This window comes from Niallia sp. MER 6, assembly GCF_023714395.1.
In the GTDB taxonomy this organism is placed as follows: domain Bacteria; phylum Bacillota; class Bacilli; order Bacillales; family Cytobacillaceae; genus Niallia.
Map to the genome: position 1 here is coordinate 247,827 of NZ_JAMAUK010000001.1, position 15,260 is coordinate 263,086.

Here is a 15,260-nt window from a genome sequence, read left to right on the forward strand (position 1 = left end):
GCCAGATTCCCTGCCTATGTTTCCTATAATCCACTATCATTTTATTCACAAACCAGGTAGTTCATTCCTGTTATTAATGCTGATTTTTGTTTGTAAAAAACGTTCAACTTCCTCAGCAGGGAGCGGCTTGGAATAATAAAATCCTTGCGCTTTATGACAGTTAGCTGCCTTTAAAATATCAGCCTGTTCCCGGCTTTCTACTCCTTCTGCAATGACATCCATGCCCAGATTCTCTCCTAAGTGGATAATGGTTGTAATTATAGCCGCATCCTTTACATTCTTTAGCACATCTCTGACAAATGATTGGTCAATTTTTAAAATATCAATCGGAAATTGTTTTAAATAACTGAGTGAGGAGTATCCTGTCCCGAAATCATCAACAGAAATAATGACCCCAAGCTCCTTTAATTTCCGAAGGATAGGAATAGCATCTTTAGAATTATGCATAGCCCCTTCTGTTATTTCAATTTCCAGCAAGTGCGGCGGAATATCATTTTTTATAATGGCTGTTTTGATAATATCAACAAAATTCGGCTGTTCAAACTGTTTTGGTGAAATATTGACGGCAATTCGAATACCATCATTAAATGACTTCAACCATTTGCTGATTTGCTGACAAGCTGTTTCAATCACCCAGTTGCCAATTGGGATGATAAGTCCAGTATCCTCTGCAAGAGGGATGAATTCACCTGGAGAAATAATTCCAAGGACAGGGCTATCCCAGCGCAGCAACGCCTCAACACTTTTAATACTCTGAGTTTTTAAATCAATCTGCGGCTGATAAAAAAGGGTCAATTCTTTATTTTGCACCGCTTTTCGCAAGTTAGTTTCCAATGTTACGATATTTGTTAAAGCGACATTCATATCAGACCGGTAAAATTGAGAATGAGCTTTTCCTCTTTCCTTCACTCGGAAAAGTGCTTCATCCGCATTTTTGATAAGTGTATCTTCATCCTTCCCATCGTTAGGATACATGCTGATGCCGATACTTGGCGTTATATAATATTCTTGTGAATTTAGATAAAAAGAGCTGGCAAACCTCGACAAAATTGCTTGAGCAAAGGCGCTCGTTTTCTGCCTTGTTGTGTTAGATAGCATAATAATGAACTCATCTCCGCCTTGCCTGTAAACATGGCAATCTTGGTTATTGAATTCTAACAGCCTTTCAGCAACCTTTATCAATATCTGGTCGCCGACAATATGGCCAAATGTGTCATTAATGTATTTAAACCGATCAAGGTCAATTGTCAATAGCGCGATTTCTTGGCCGGTTTTAGTCGCCTTGTTTATTTCAATATTTAAATCTTCCAGAAGAGCGCGTCTGTTATACAGACCTGTCAGTTGATCATGAAAAGCCATATATCTAATTTTCTCGGCAGTCTCTGTTTTCTCAGACATATCTCTTAAAATGATATACAGCCCTTTTGCAGTACTACTAATTAGAATGGGGATGATTTTAATATGAACATTAAGTACTTGGCCATTCTTCATTTTCAGCATGCTGTCGAGTGACTGAGATAGGTGAGTCAACCTGCATTTCCTAACTTGATCCTTAAAGGATGTATGGCTTACTTCTTCTATTAAATCAAAGATTGACCTGTTTTTTATTTTGTCTAAAGGATATTCCATTAACTTTTCAGCTGCCGGATTAATCGTTTGGACCAAGCCATTTAAATCAATCCCTAAAATGGCGTCTAGATTATGATCGACGATGGAACGAATTTCCTGCTCTCTTTCAATCAGTCTCTGCTTTTCTTCCTGCAGTTTTGTCACATCTCTAGTAACAGAAACGATGAATTTAACATCCCTATTTTTATCCAGTATAGGTGTTAAGACAGATTCACCATATCTTTTAATTCCTTCTGGCAACATAACTTCATCAGAGAATACATGGATGTTTTTTTCCGCATACACCTTTTCATATTCTAGCTGCAGGCCACCATATACACCTTGGTGCAGAACATCCTGCAATGATTTCCCGATATAATCAGGTGTGAGCTTCGCATGAATATAGCCTGCCTTATTGGCAAATACATAGCGAAAAACAGGACCAGGCTCTGCCTTCATGATATATACCAGATCATTAACATGATTAAAAATGATTTCAAATATGATTCTCTCTATTTTCATATTAGGGTCTAGATGCTGTTCGTCCTTAATACTCTCAAAAAATCCGTTCATTTGTATCATCCTTAATTACTTCTTTTATTGCTTTTCGTTCAAAATTAGCCATGCGCTAAAATGTATAAATCCCAGGCTGTTCGTCTACAATAATGGAATCAATAATATATCTACGTTTTTCTTAGTATAATTATCGGCAATTAGTAAGAAATGTTTATAATAACCTTTTAAAAAGGAATCATTCCATTATAGAAGATGCTTTTAGATTAGGATTCCTTTTCTATTGGAAAAATAGTATAATAGCTTGTATTCATTCTCTACTAGAAAGGAGTTTATAGATAATGCACAAGCATCCATCAAAAATGCCGCAACTGCATCCAACGATCGAAAACCTCTCTCAATCCATTTCAGTAGTAAATCGCCATGCTAAAACAGCAACAGATCCGAAATTTCTTTATAAGCTGAAACAGGCAAGTCTGCAAAAACTGCTGAGTGAAGGGAAAGCAAAAAAGGTAGGGCTTCACTTTTCCAGCAATCCAAGAAACAGCCAGCAGCAGTCTGATATCCTGGTTCAATGTGGGGAATATACCTTTCACTTGCCGCCAACAAAAAAAGATTTTGAAGAATTGCCTCATCTTGGTTCTTTAAACCAAAACGTCAGGAATCCAAAATCTACCCTCTCTCTTAACCAGGCAAAAAAGCTGTTGATTGCATATACTGGTTTAAAAGAAGACAACCAAGATCAAAACAAGCCGCCAAGCAAACGATATGTTAAGCCTGTTTTCAAAAGACTTGGGGAAAGCTATTAGTTAAATGCATATAGCAAAAAGACTGCAAGAATTCATCATTCATGCAGTCTTTCTTTTTTAGATAATATACTCATCAACTAACAGAATTAATTCCGCTATTTCTGGTTTGCTTACTTGTGCATTCGCTCCGACACGTTTCCCTTTATGTCTTAAATCTTCCGTAATTAAGGAAGAGAAAATGATAACTGGAAGATGGCTCAGCTTAGCTTCCTCTTTAATCTTTCTTGTTAAATGATGTCCATCCATTTGCGGCATTTCAATATCTGTAATCACCAATTGGACAACATCTTCTATCTTTTTGCCAGAATCAATGACTCCTTGCAAATGTTCCAATGCTTCTCGGCCATTTTCAAAGAAATGCACCTTCTCATAGCCTGCCTCTGCTAGCGTATCCTCAAGCAGTTTTCTTAGCAATGGTGAATCTTCGACTACAATAAGCTGTTTATTGCTTCTTTCACGTGTTCCTAATCTTTTCACTTGCTGAACATTAATACCTGAATCTGGATTAATATCAACAACAATGCGTTCGAAGTCAAGAAGCAAAATCATTTCGCCATTCAGCTTAATTACACCAATGATTTGACTTTCTGCACCTTGGTACATTTCAGAAGGCTTTTCAATGTCTTCCCAAGAGATACGATGTATCTGGGAGACATTATGTACGTGAAAGATAATTTTTGTTTTGTTGAACTCAGAAACAATAAATTTATCTTTCTCCGGCTCCTCTGAAGGCGGCAAACCTAAAGCATTTGCAAGGTTTACGACTGGCAGCACTTCTCCTCTCAATTCCATAATGCCCTCAACATTAGGATGGGCATGGGGAATTGACGTAATAGGTACAGGGTTAATAATTTCTTTTACCTTAATAACATTTATCCCGAATTTATTTTTGCCTACACCAAATTCTACAATCTCTAATTCATTTGTACCTGTCTCTAGTAAGATTCCTTTATCGTTGTTCATTATTTTCGTCCTTCCTACTAAACATAATCTGCTTACTCGTTATATCGTTGCAATTATTGTAAACTTAAACATTTATTTTATAATTGGCAAAAGTTTGTTCAGATGAAAGCTTTGCCTTGATTCTTTTTTTATATCGGCCGCTTTTAAAATCTATGAAGAGTGCTAAAAAAATAATTTGCACAGATGTGTCTCATAAACCCAACAGGAGATGAGACAAAACAAAAGATAGCCTATCTAAATACGAATAAATTGTTCGGTTCATTAGCTCTCGTCCAATCGCTTTTTTCGGGGGGAGGAAGCTAAAGTGTCCTCTTTTACCCGCAGAAGTCTAGTGTCCTCCGCTCCATTCTGCTAAGACTTTTCATTATTATATTCATGCAAAAAACCAAACTATTAATCGTTAATAGTTTGGTTTTGATTAGAGATTGACGTCCTTATGTTTCAGCCTATTTATTCGTTATTTATCTGTTTGTACCTTTCCGTGCACGATCAAACCAATTATAGTTAGGATGATTAGTGACCCTAATGCCATCCTGCTCGCTGTATCTCCTAAATCGGCAAAAATTAAGGTGATGCTTCCATATAGAAGCGGACCAACAATAGAGGAAACTTTACCTGAGAAGGCAAATAAACCAAAAAACTGGCCCCTTTTTTCCTCGGGGGTAATTTCAACAATATACGTTCTAGAAGTAACCCACATGCTGCCAAGAGCAATACCAAACATGCTTCCAGCAATCCAGAACATCAGCTCATTCCAAGCAGCTGTTGCGATAATTAAGGCAGCAACTAATAGATACCCCACAATTCTGATTGATTGATAAGCACCGATTCTTTTTGCAATGTAACCAAAAATAAAAGAGCCTATTATGCTTGATAGTGTCGAGACTAAATATAAAACAATAAACTTGCCCGTAGAAAACCCAACTATGGCTTGTGCATAAACAGCCATCATCGCAATTGTCGTAGCCACTGCATCATTTAAGAAGAAATAAGCAATCATAAAAGTAAAGATATTACGGTAGCTCTTTGCTTGCTTAAATGTTTCATAGATTTCCTTATAGCCAGACAGAAAGGATTGTTTTTCTGCAGTCTGTTTTGGAGTATCTTTAATAATAAAGAAAAGCGGTAGAGACAATAATAAAAACAGCAAGCCTGTCGGGATAAATGATTGATGAAAGTTATCATCTCCAACAAATATGTATACAAGCAAGCCAATCAATGTCCCCATATATCCAACTGCCACACCAAATCCAGAAATAAGCGGCAGCTGTTCTTTTGTGCCAAGATCTGAAATCATCGCATCATAAAATACAAGACTAGAATGGTAAGTAAACTTTGCAAAAACGAATAATAATATAACGATAAATAATGACATAGGTATGCCTATGATAGAGTCTTGGAATGTGATTCCTCCGAAAACTCCCATCAGAACAGTTGAAATAACTGTTATGATCGTAAAAATGATAATATATTTCTTTTTCCTCCCTGTTCTATCCATAAGCACGCCAAACAAAGGGGAGAATAAAACTAACAAAAAGCTAGCTAGTGCGTTAGAATACGATATTAACGTGCTGGCTATTTGGTCTTGAACCTCATTTGAGCCAATTACCTCTTTTAAATATAAAGGGAAAAATATCGTGTTAATATTGGAAGAAAATATCGTGTTTGCTGCATCATATAGAGCCCAAGCGAGTATTGGCAATGAAAAATACAGTGCGGGCCCTCGTAAATCTTTCGTTTGGATTTTTCGTTGTTCCATTCTATAAATTGACCTCCTTCAATCAAACAGAACTTGTTTTATCATTATATGAAAGGAAATGAAGATTACCCCCATTATCCATACATTTATGGTAATAACCTCCTCCTTTTCCATCTTATCTGCTGAAATTAAAGGAAACAACCCTTTTTATGTAAATAAACTGTAATCGTAAAACTTTAAGTGTTCTGCCATACGCTTTAAAAAAGCACAACTTTGTGAATTTCGAGCTAAAATCTAATCGAAAATATCCTTTGCGAATAGGATATTGTATAGGGCATCAGTAACTTAAGATGGAGCGTATAAGGGGGGAAGTAAACCGATGAATAGTACAGCCATTTTCTTTAACCTTGATTCATCTATCATCATTGTTGAAAATATACAAATTGCAGACACTTCTGTCACAGAGGAAATAAATTTCATTCTTACGCCCGCGGATGGAGACATCGTTTTTCTCAAAAATGATATAGATTGGGACTACGGTTATTAATCTTTGCAATAAACTTTAGCGCTTTTTTCAAAGTGCTTCTTTTTTTATGGTCAGGCTAATGTTTTCAAGATAACACGGATTTGTTATGATACTAATAATAAGCAGAAAATAAAAAATAAGGTGGAAAACATGGAATATTTGATAAACAAAAAAGTAAAGGATATTGAAATATCCGGAATTCGTAAATTCTCCAACATGGTTGCAGGCAAAAAAGACATGCTTTCCCTTACAATCGGCCAGCCTGATTTTCCTACACCAGATCATATTAAAGAAGCTGCCAAAAAAGCAATTGATGAGGATTTTACGACATATACTCATAATGCAGGAGATCTTTCACTCAGAGAGGCAGCAAGTAACTTTGTCAACCAAAAATACGGCTTAAACTATAATCCCCAATCAGAGGTTATTGTAACTGCAGGCGCAAGTGAAGCAATCGATATAGCCTTCCGGACCATATTAGACGAAGGTGTCGAAGTGATACTTCCAGGACCTGTTTATCCTGGATATGAGCCGATAGTTCGCCTTTGCGGGGCAGATCCAGTTTATGTGGATATTAAAGACAATGGGTTTCGCTTTACTGCAGAGCTTATTGCACCATACATAACAAATAAGACTAGATGCATCGTTTTGCCGTATCCAAGCAATCCGACAGGTGTCAGCCTTAACAAGCAGGAACTTTTGGCTATAGCTGAACTGCTTAAAGACAAAGATATATTCGTACTGGCAGATGAAATCTACAGCGAACTACTCTTTGATGCTGATCATATATCCATTGGCAGTTTTTTAAGAGAAAAAACGATTGTGATTAATGGTCTATCTAAATCTCACAGCATGACAGGCTGGAGAATTGGTTTTCTGTTTGCTCCTGAAAGCATTTGCCAGCAAATATTGAAAGTTCATCAATACAACGTGACATGCGCGTCATCTGTTTCCCAGCGAGCAGCATTACAGGCATTAACTGTCGGCATTAATGACAGTTTAGCAATGAAAGAGGAGTATAAAAAAAGACGGGACTATCTTTACTCCCGCCTGGCAGATATGGGCTTAGAAGTGATAAACCCTGACGGCGCCTTTTACTTTTTCATTAAGATACCTGTAGCAGGCACAAGCTCCTTTGACTTTTGCTTGGATTTAGTGGAAAAGGCCAATTTAGCAGTTGTTCCAGGCAGCGCTTTTTCAGCTTTAGGAGAAGGCTATTTCCGCATTTCCTTCGCTTATTCTTTTGATACATTAAAAGAGGCATGTGACAGACTTGCAGCATATTTAGCCTCCCATTAAACAAAAAAAGGAACTCTCCTGTGCTTAAGGAGAGTTCCTTTTTTTATTGCTGCCAGTATTTATATAATGCCTGTGTGCCCAACTCGTCTTGACCTAAAGCAGACAGTCTGCTGTACAAGCTTTCAGCCAGCGTCAAGCCTGGTGTTTCCATGCCCATTTTTTCTGCTTCTTCCATGGCAATTTCCATATCTTTAATAAAATGCTTAATATAAAAACCTGGGTCAAAGTCTCCTTTAATCATTCTCGGAGCCAAGTTAGTCAACGAAAAGCTGCCCGCTGCTCCTGTCGAAATGCTTTTCAAAACATTTTCCGGGTTTAAGCCTGCTTTTTCAGCATAAACAATCGCTTCACAAACTCCTATCATATTCGAAGCAATGGCAATCTGATTGCACATCTTCGTATGCTGTCCAGAGCCTGCCGGACCTTGGTAAACGATATTTGTTCCCAAGATTTCGAAAATTGGCAGCATATCATGGAAGGCTTCCTTGTCTCCTCCGACCATTATCGACAGCTTAGCCTCCCTAGCGCCAATATCGCCGCCAGAAACAGGTGCATCTAATGCATGCATCTGTTTGCTCTTAGCTTCTTCAAAAAGCTTTTTAGCCAAGCTTGGAGTTGATGTTGTCATATCAATCACATATGTATTTTCTTTGCCGTTTGTTATGATTCCATTCTCCCCTAAATACACTTCTTCCACATCTTTAGGGTAGCCAACGATCGTAATGATAACATTAGCTTTTTCCGCTGCTTCTTTCGGACTTGCAGCCCAAGCTGCGCCTTCCTGCAGCAAATCTGCTGCTTTTTCCTTCGTGCGGTTATACACCACAACAGAATACCCTTTTTTCATGAGATTGCGCGCCATGCTTTTTCCCATTACACCGATGCCGATAAATCCAATTACCGTATTTTCTTTAGAAAGCATTCCATTCTCCCTCCCAATTTCTTCGTTTGCTCCTCAATCATACCATACAGGCTTAAAATAATTCATTAACAGGACATGAGAAAAAGAAGCAAAAAAAGGACTGACTAGGCTACTAGTCAGTCAATAAGGGGAAAATGAGAATAGCTTAGCAAACTTAAAAAACTTTAAGTGCCTGTGCTTAGTTTATTTTTACCCGCTGTGAGCAATTCTAAACATGAATCCTCACTTTTTTTATTAAAAAATTTATTTATTTTTTCTGCCTGATTAAGAAAGTTTTGCTGCAGCTTTAACTGCTTCCATAACTTCTTCTGTTGTGGACATTTGCAATGCTTTTTCAGCAAGCTCTTCCATTTCTTTTTTAGACAGGTTAAGAATTTGTGATCTTGCTTTAAGGATAGATGTCGCACTCATAGAGAATTCATCCAATCCTAAACCTAACAATAACGGAATTGCTGTTTCGTCTCCAGCCATCTCTCCGCACATTCCAGCCCATTTGCCTTCTTTATGCGCAGCATCAATAACCATCTTAACAAGACGTAGAATGGATGGGTTGTAAGGCTGATACAGGTAAGAAACTCTTTCGTTCATGCGGTCAGCAGCCATTGTGTATTGGATCAAGTCATTTGTTCCGATACTGAAGAAATCAACTTCTTTCGCAAATTGGTCTGCCAATACAGCTGTTGAAGGAATCTCAACCATAATTCCAAGCTCGATTTTATCAGCAACTGTTACACCTTCAGCAGTCAAGTTTGCTTTTTCTTCTTCAAGCAATGCTTTAGCAGCACGGAATTCGTTTAATGTTGCAATCATTGGGAACATGATTTTCAAGTTTCCATATGAGCTTGCACGAAGCAATGCTCTTAATTGCGTACGGAAGATTCCAGTTTCTTCTAGACATAGACGAATTGCACGGAATCCTAGGAATGGATTCATTTCTTTAGGAAGTTCAAGGTATGGAAGCTCTTTGTCTCCACCAATGTCCAATGTACGAACAACAACCGGCTTACCTTTCATTCCTTCAAGAACAGCTTTGTAAGATTCGAACTGCTCATCTTCTGTTGGAAGCTGATCTCTGCCCATGTAAAGGAATTCTGTTCTGTATAGACCTACTGCTTCTCCACCGTTAGAAGTAACACCTTCTAAATCGTTTGGAGTACCGATGTTTGCAGCCAATTCTACATGCACACCATCAGCGCTGACAGTTTGCTCGTTAACAAGCTTAGCCCACTCAGCTTTTTGCTCTTCATATTCTGCAGCAACTTTTTTGTAGCTTTCTACTACTTCTGGAGTTGGATTGATATGGATTTCACCTTTCAATCCGTCAACGATTACTAAATCACCGTTTGAGATTTCTTCTGTCGCTTTTTTCGTTCCAACTACTGCAGGAATTTCCAAAGAACGAGCCATGATAGCAGAGTGAGAAGTTCTTCCGCCGATATCTGTTGTGAAGCCTTTAACAAATTGACGGTTCAACTGAGCTGTATCAGATGGAGTTAAGTCCTCCGCTACCACTACAACCTCTTCTGAAATCATGCTTGGGTTAGCCAAGTGTACACCTAGCAAGTGAGAAAGAACCCTTTTAGTAACGTCACGGATATCAGCAGCACGCTCTTGCATGTACTCATTATCCATTGATTCAAACATGTTGATAAACATATCTGTTGTTTCTTTCAAAGCAACTTCTGCATTTACAGATTCTGTGTTGATTTTGTCTTCAATTGGAGCGATTAATTCTGGATCGCTTAATACTAAAAGATGCGCTTCAAAGATCGCTGCTTTATCAGCACCTAATTCTTTGTTCGCTTTTTCACGAATAGCATCCAACTCTTGCTTAGAAGTAGAAAGAGCAGCTTGGAAACGGTTAATTTCAGCAGCAGCATCTTCTACTGTTTTCTTTTCAAAAGATAAATCCGGTTCTACTAAACGATATGCTTTAGCAATGGCAATTCCACTAGAGGCAGCAATTCCTTGTAAAAAACTCATTATTCAGCAAGTCCTTCCTTTTTCAATGTTTCTTCTAAACCGTTAATAGCTTCTGTTTCGTCACTGCCTTCTGCAATGATTTTAATGTCAGCGCCTTGGCCGATTCCAAGAGACATAACACCCATGATAGATTTAAGGTTAACCTTTTTTTCTTTGAACTCTAAGTTAATTTCAGAGTCAAACTTGCTTGCAGCTTGTACTAAAAGAGTTGCTGGACGGGCATGAATCCCTGTATCTGCGATAACTTTAAATTGTTTTTCTACCATTAAAAATCAAACTCCTTCATTCAAATAATAAATAAGATGCATTAAGCCTTTTCAACTTAAACAACCCTATATAATAGTCAAGAAAATTGTTTATCCATAACTAATATATAATTTAATAGCTACTATTGTAAACTGAAAGTATAAAAGATGTAAATTTTAAACTTGTCCGAATAGCCATCAAGCGTACAAGACTTGCTGGATTGTTGTGTTTACTGTAAAATCAACATTTTTATATATATTATTTGACCATTATAGTTTTTTCCAAAAGCATAAGAAAAAATGTAAATTAATGATAATTATCAGGCATTTAAGTTATTTTTAAAAAAGACATCTCAAAAGTAGGATAGCATTTCTTTTCCGATGAGACAATGAAAAATATCGCACAAACATAAAAAAGCTTTGTACGCACATACCTCGTACCAATTACCTACAACTAGTCTTTTCCTACCAACTAGCTTCTCGGTTCTTCGAGGTATTGATAAATAACATCGCCGCCTCTTTGAGCAATTCCCCGGTAATGCTTAAAATCCTCCCTCTTAACGAGTTCGAGACGGAAAGCGAGAAAATCGGCTTTGCTTACTTTATATTCCTTAAGTTCTCCAGATTTTAATTGCTCTAACACATGTATAACTTCTTCCTGCAACATATAATCCAATTACCTGCCTTTTCATTATTACCTATCATTTCTTTAAACAATGCACATATAAATATTATTATCACACATGATTGCTGGAAACAAATTTGTTCATCCTTGCATACAATGTCTATAAGATATGAATGTGCATATAATTACCAATTACTGAAAACTATGTTATAATAACTTCATTCATACGAATAAACTTTTGTCCAAGCTGTTGAACGTGTGCATAAGCCTAATATCCTACTTCTAAGATGCAAAAGTTAGCCTAGATTAACTGCATCGATTAATGGATTACCCCAAAAGGTAAGCGGTTTAATTTTAAACTGCACGAAATGGATATAAACAAATGCCTTCTTTGTTCATCATATATCCATATTTCTTTACGGGAAAGTTTTTTTAGTGCAAACTAAAAATACAGAATTATATAAATTTGGCGTATAAGGAGAGAGTACAAATGAAGAGAGCTGAGGTTGGCAATATCATTGAATTTAGAGGCCTGCAAGGAATTGTAGAAAAAGTAAATGAGAATTCGGTAATAGTAGATTTGACATATATGGATAATTATCGCGACCTTGAGCTGGAACAACGTACGGTCGTTAATCATAAAAATTATAAAATAATTAAATAACAAGAAGCCGGCTATGCCGGCTTCTTGTTATTTACTCTAAGTATAAGTAGCTTCTACTCTTCAGCAAGCTCTTTTTTTGTTTTGACCTTTCCGTGCGGCTTCTGTTTCTGCTTACGGACAGTCCACTCTCTTTCTTCTTCTCGTTTTGCCTTAGACATAGTGCACCTCCTTTCTTGCTATTGTTAGCATGAGCGGAGTTTTTAAAATTATCCAGCGTCAACCTATTTGCCAGTAATTCTTGCTGGAAGAAATGTTGTTGACCAAATCAAAAAAAACTGATAACATCACAAATATAATTTTATATACGAATAGCGTGCGTTGAATGTCATGGATTACACTATGGCAGGAGCAGCTTCTGGAGAGACCTTTTTCAAGGCACCGAAGGATTCACAATCTCAGGTAAAAGGACAGGAGAGTAACTGATCTATACTTTTATAGTGTATTCGTTATTCTTTGGACTAGAGATTGGAGGAATTCCAATCTCTTTTTTGTTTTAGGAAGGAACGTTTTCTCTCTTTTAACGTGTACAAATTGTAATTGTCTTTTTTATAAGAACCACTACCTTAAGCTTACATAATTTTAGGGGGTAGCAGCAGAATATGCAGTAACAACTAAAACTTTGTAAGGCGTTCTTAACAAAAGACCATCATTATAATGAGGTGATATCATGCAGCAACGACGTGCCGTTGTAAGTGTAGTAGGTAAAGATCAAGTAGGAATTATCAGCAAGGTGACTACTATCATATCAGAAAACAATGTCAACATTTTGGATATTAGCCAAACGATTTTACAGGACTTTTTTACGATGATGATGATAGTCGATATTACTCAAAAAGAAAATCTCGATGAGTTGCGCCAGCAGCTGGATGAATTGGGCAATCAGCTTGGTTTAAAAATTAATATCCAATTAGAAGACATATTCCAATCCATGCACCGTGTCTAAGAAAGAAGGGAAAAAAAGTGAAAATTGCATTGAATGAAATGATGGAAACCATCAATATGGTCCAAATGGAGAATTTGGACATCCGTACAGTTACAATGGGGATAAGCCTGTATGATTGTGCTGACTCTGATTTCAATAAAATGAACAGCGCTGTTTATAAAAAAATCACTACTTATGCAAGCAAGCTTACAGAGGTTGCCCAAGCAGCGGAAAAAGAATATGGGATCCCTATCATCAACAAACGGATTTCTATTACTCCAATTGCTGAAATTCTTGGAAATGCAACAGTAGAACAAGCAATTGAGCTGGCAAAAACTTTGGATAAAGCAGCAAAAGACTTGAATGTTGACTTTATCGGCGGCTACTCTGCATTGGTTCATAAAGGCATCACAAAAGGTGATCAAACACTGCTTGATGCACTGCCTGAAGCGCTTGCTGTAACAGAAAGAGTATGCTCATCTATCTCTGTTGCTACTACAAGGACTGGAATCAATATGGATGCTGTGAAACAAATGGGAATTATCATTAAAAACGCAGCGGAACGGACGAAAGACCAAAACGGATTAGCATGTGCAAAACTAGTTGTCTTTTGTAATCCTGTTGAGGACAATCCATTTATGGCTGGTGCTTTCCATGGAGCTGGTGAAGGAGAAGTTGTTCTTAATGTTGGCGTCAGCGGACCTGGTGTTGTGCTTAATGCATTGCGAAAATATCCTGATGCAGATTTAGGAGAGGTTTCTGACATTATTAAAAAGACAACTTTCAAGATTACCCGTGCTGGTGAGCTGATTGGTCGAGTGGTAGCAGAACGCCTAGGGGTTCCATTTGGAATTATGGACCTGTCTTTAGCACCGACGAATGCTATTAATGACAGTGTTGCTGATATATTGGAAGAAATCGGTCTTGAACGTGTCGGTACACACGGAACGATTGCAGCACTTGCACTTATGAACGATGCTGTGAAAAAAGGTGGCGCAATGGCAAGCTCCTATGTTGGCGGCTTGAGCGGAGCGTTCATTCCTGTCAGCGAAGACAATGGTATGATTCGCGGAATTCTTGATGACAGCTTAACATTGTCAAAACTAGAAGCAATGACATGTGTCTGCTCTGTTGGACTTGATATGATTGCACTTACAGGAGACGTTTCACCTGCCACCCTTTCGGCAATTATCGCTGATGAGGCAGCAATCGGAATGATTAACAAAAAAACAACTGCTGTTCGTGTAATCCCTGTACCTGGTAAAAAAGAAGGCGAAATGGTTGAATTCGGTGGCTTGCTTGGCAGAGCTCCAGTTATGGGTGTTAATCCGTACAGCTCTCAAAAGCTTGTTGACCGCGGCGGCCGCATCCCTTCCCCACTGCAAGCGCTTATTAACTAACAAGTAAAAATGTCTGGCTCTTTGGAGTCAGACATTTTTTTGTGGAATCGGCTTTGCCCATAACAGCAGTAAAAAAACAAGGCTTATATACCCAAAAAGCGGATATAGATAAGACAGCAGTGTTCCATAGTGAATGAAACTGATCAAATAAGATACTGCAAAGATTAAGGCAATAATGAGGATGCCCGGGATTTTTATATACTGGTTCAATTGCCTTTCCAACCCGTAAACATTGCCTATAACAGAAGTGAAGATTTCCCCATATATGACAAGAATATATATCCAAGAAAGATTTGGAGCCAGATTTCTCATAATAGACGCCATCGGAATCGCGTAGCTGTCGATATTCTCGAGCATAATTAACGTAAAATGACTCGAAAGAAGGATAAACATTAAAGCAATACCACCGATTATCCCACCCCATTTTACTGTTTCATCATCCCCTATTTCTGAAGCTGCCGGAACAAGTACAGCAATCGCCAAAGAAAGATTTAATGCTGTATAAGAAAATGGAGATGTCAGCCCTTTCCAATCCACCATTGTGTAATCATCAATACGATCCATAAAGCCAGGCAGCTGAATCGACAAAGAAAACAAAATGAAGCTGAAAGTTATCATTATAGGTACTACAAATGTATTAACCGCAAATAATCCCTTCATACCAACAAGCATAACAATTAATGAAAGAATTATGGTAAAGATAACTCCAAAAGATTTGCTTAACCCAAGCTGCTCTTCAAAGACAGCTCCTGCCCCTGACAGCATGACAGCACATACTCCAATAAGCATGATAAGCATTAAGACATTGACTAGACTTCCTGCTATTCTGCCGAACAGAAATATTGTAAATTCCTGATATGATCTCGCTTTTATTTTTACCGATATTCTCATTAGTTTTGAGCCTAAATAAGAGAATATTAGACCAGAGGCAAGTATCCCAAACAAACCGATCATGCCAAACTGAGAGAAAAATTCTACTATTTCTTTACCTGTTGCAAAACCAGCTCCCACAACAGTACCTACATATACAGCTGCAAGCTGAAAGGCTCCACTCCATTTGTTTTTCACATATTTCCCTCCTT

The 15,260-nt window shown here is 37.7% G+C and carries 15 protein-coding genes and 1 riboswitch; of the genes, 6 read left to right on the forward strand and 9 right to left on the reverse strand.

The annotated features are described in order from the left end of the window. Positions 1–45 precede the first annotated feature (45 nt). Positions 46–2,181, reverse strand: a complete 2,136-nt coding sequence (locus M3600_RS01250) for an EAL domain-containing protein (RefSeq protein ID WP_251644615.1) — start codon at positions 2,179–2,181, stop codon at positions 46–48. A 281-nt stretch (positions 2,182–2,462) separates the two neighbouring features. Between M3600_RS01250 and M3600_RS01255 the strand changes: the two genes are divergently transcribed. Then, positions 2,463–2,930, forward strand: a complete 468-nt coding sequence (locus M3600_RS01255; protein ID WP_233314621.1) for a YkyB family protein — start codon at positions 2,463–2,465, stop codon at positions 2,928–2,930. 57 nt (positions 2,931–2,987) lie between these two features. On the opposite strand, the gene M3600_RS01260 is transcribed toward M3600_RS01255, so the two are convergent. Together M3600_RS01260 and M3600_RS01265 are read right to left on the reverse strand one after the other, a co-directional pair. Next, complete coding sequence (locus M3600_RS01260) at positions 2,988–3,893, reverse strand: chemotaxis protein (protein WP_233314623.1); 906 nt, start codon at positions 3,891–3,893, stop codon at positions 2,988–2,990. A gap of 457 nt (positions 3,894–4,350) precedes the next feature. Beyond that, on the reverse strand, positions 4,351–5,652 hold the full coding sequence (locus M3600_RS01265) for an MFS transporter (protein WP_233314624.1): 1,302 nt from the start codon (positions 5,650–5,652) through the stop codon (positions 4,351–4,353). A gap of 319 nt (positions 5,653–5,971) precedes the next feature. Here M3600_RS01265 and M3600_RS01270 point away from each other — a divergent pair, with 319 nt between their 5' ends. Both M3600_RS01270 and M3600_RS01275 read left to right on the forward strand, forming a co-directional pair. After that, on the forward strand, positions 5,972–6,139 hold the full coding sequence (locus M3600_RS01270; protein WP_237941148.1) for a hypothetical protein: 168 nt from the start codon (positions 5,972–5,974) through the stop codon (positions 6,137–6,139). A gap of 129 nt (positions 6,140–6,268) precedes the next feature. Further along, positions 6,269–7,417, forward strand: a complete 1,149-nt coding sequence (locus M3600_RS01275; protein ID WP_233314627.1) for an aminotransferase A — start codon at positions 6,269–6,271, stop codon at positions 7,415–7,417. Positions 7,418–7,460: 43 nt separating this feature from the next. Here M3600_RS01275 and M3600_RS01280 read toward each other — a convergent pair whose 3' ends face one another. The 4 genes from M3600_RS01280 to M3600_RS01295 all read right to left on the reverse strand — a co-directional run bounded on the left by M3600_RS01280 (position 7,461) and on the right by M3600_RS01295 (position 11,234). Beyond that, positions 7,461–8,339 carry an NAD(P)-dependent oxidoreductase gene (locus M3600_RS01280; protein WP_251644616.1) on the reverse strand — a complete coding sequence of 293 codons (879 nt, stop codon included), beginning with the start codon at positions 8,337–8,339 and terminating at the stop codon, positions 7,461–7,463. 264 nt (positions 8,340–8,603) lie between these two features. Next, positions 8,604–10,322: a phosphoenolpyruvate--protein phosphotransferase gene (ptsP, locus tag M3600_RS01285; RefSeq protein WP_233314630.1), complete on the reverse strand. Its 1,719-nt coding sequence runs from the start codon at positions 10,320–10,322 to the stop codon at positions 8,604–8,606. After that, positions 10,322–10,588 carry a phosphocarrier protein HPr gene (locus tag M3600_RS01290; protein ID WP_127735011.1) on the reverse strand — a complete coding sequence of 89 codons (267 nt, stop codon included), beginning with the start codon at positions 10,586–10,588 and terminating at the stop codon, positions 10,322–10,324. Before M3600_RS01290 ends, ptsP begins: the two co-directional genes overlap by 1 nt. 451 nt (positions 10,589–11,039) lie before the next feature. Beyond that, positions 11,040–11,234, reverse strand: a complete 195-nt coding sequence (locus tag M3600_RS01295) for a hypothetical protein (protein ID WP_233314792.1) — start codon at positions 11,232–11,234, stop codon at positions 11,040–11,042. A gap of 448 nt (positions 11,235–11,682) precedes the next feature. Here M3600_RS01295 and M3600_RS01300 point away from each other — a divergent pair, with 448 nt between their 5' ends. Beyond that, positions 11,683–11,856 (forward strand): YkvS family protein, encoded by a 174-nt coding sequence (locus M3600_RS01300; protein WP_233314631.1) that lies wholly within the window; start codon positions 11,683–11,685, stop codon positions 11,854–11,856. Positions 11,857–11,909: 53 nt separating this feature from the next. On the opposite strand, the gene M3600_RS01305 is transcribed toward M3600_RS01300, so the two are convergent. Next, the gene (locus M3600_RS01305; protein WP_233314632.1) at positions 11,910–12,014 is read right to left on the reverse strand and encodes a DUF6254 family protein; all 105 of its coding nucleotides are present in this window, start codon (positions 12,012–12,014) and stop codon (positions 11,910–11,912) included. Between the two features lie 187 nt (positions 12,015–12,201). Beyond that, positions 12,202–12,277: riboswitch (glycine riboswitch) on the forward strand. Positions 12,278–12,523: 246 nt separating this feature from the next. Between M3600_RS01305 and M3600_RS01310 the strand changes: the two genes are divergently transcribed. Together M3600_RS01310 and M3600_RS01315 are read left to right on the forward strand one after the other, a co-directional pair. Beyond that, positions 12,524–12,799: an ACT domain-containing protein gene (locus M3600_RS01310; protein WP_233314633.1), complete on the forward strand. Its 276-nt coding sequence runs from the start codon at positions 12,524–12,526 to the stop codon at positions 12,797–12,799. A gap of 17 nt (positions 12,800–12,816) precedes the next feature. Further along, positions 12,817–14,178 (forward strand): PFL family protein, encoded by a 1,362-nt coding sequence (locus M3600_RS01315; protein ID WP_237941145.1) that lies wholly within the window; start codon positions 12,817–12,819, stop codon positions 14,176–14,178. 27 nt (positions 14,179–14,205) lie between these two features. Here M3600_RS01315 and M3600_RS01320 read toward each other — a convergent pair whose 3' ends face one another. Then, complete coding sequence (locus M3600_RS01320; RefSeq protein ID WP_233314636.1) at positions 14,206–15,246, reverse strand: YkvI family membrane protein; 1,041 nt, start codon at positions 15,244–15,246, stop codon at positions 14,206–14,208. Between the last annotated feature and the right edge of the window lie 14 nt (positions 15,247–15,260).

Coding starts and splice junctions, on each gene's coding strand:
- M3600_RS01250 (WP_251644615.1), bottom strand. CDS start 2,181: ATGAACGGATTTTTTGAGAGTATTAAGGACGAACAGCATCTAGACCCT.
- M3600_RS01255 (WP_233314621.1), top strand. CDS start 2,463: ATGCACAAGCATCCATCAAAAATGCCGCAACTGCATCCAACGATCGAA.
- M3600_RS01275 (WP_233314627.1), top strand. CDS start 6,269: ATGGAATATTTGATAAACAAAAAAGTAAAGGATATTGAAATATCCGGA.
- M3600_RS01260 (WP_233314623.1), bottom strand. CDS start 3,893: ATGAACAACGATAAAGGAATCTTACTAGAGACAGGTACAAATGAATTA.
- M3600_RS01290 (WP_127735011.1), bottom strand. CDS start 10,588: ATGGTAGAAAAACAATTTAAAGTTATCGCAGATACAGGGATTCATGCC.
- M3600_RS01310 (WP_233314633.1), top strand. CDS start 12,524: ATGCAGCAACGACGTGCCGTTGTAAGTGTAGTAGGTAAAGATCAAGTA.
- M3600_RS01270 (WP_237941148.1), top strand. CDS start 5,972: ATGAATAGTACAGCCATTTTCTTTAACCTTGATTCATCTATCATCATT.
- M3600_RS01280 (WP_251644616.1), bottom strand. CDS start 8,339: ATGCTTTCTAAAGAAAATACGGTAATTGGATTTATCGGCATCGGTGTA.
- M3600_RS01305 (WP_233314632.1), bottom strand. CDS start 12,014: ATGTCTAAGGCAAAACGAGAAGAAGAAAGAGAGTGGACTGTCCGTAAG.
- M3600_RS01300 (WP_233314631.1), top strand. CDS start 11,683: ATGAAGAGAGCTGAGGTTGGCAATATCATTGAATTTAGAGGCCTGCAA.
- ptsP (WP_233314630.1), bottom strand. CDS start 10,322: ATGAGTTTTTTACAAGGAATTGCTGCCTCTAGTGGAATTGCCATTGCT.
- M3600_RS01265 (WP_233314624.1), bottom strand. CDS start 5,652: ATGGAACAACGAAAAATCCAAACGAAAGATTTACGAGGGCCCGCACTG.
- M3600_RS01295 (WP_233314792.1), bottom strand. CDS start 11,234: ATGTTGCAGGAAGAAGTTATACATGTGTTAGAGCAATTAAAATCTGGA.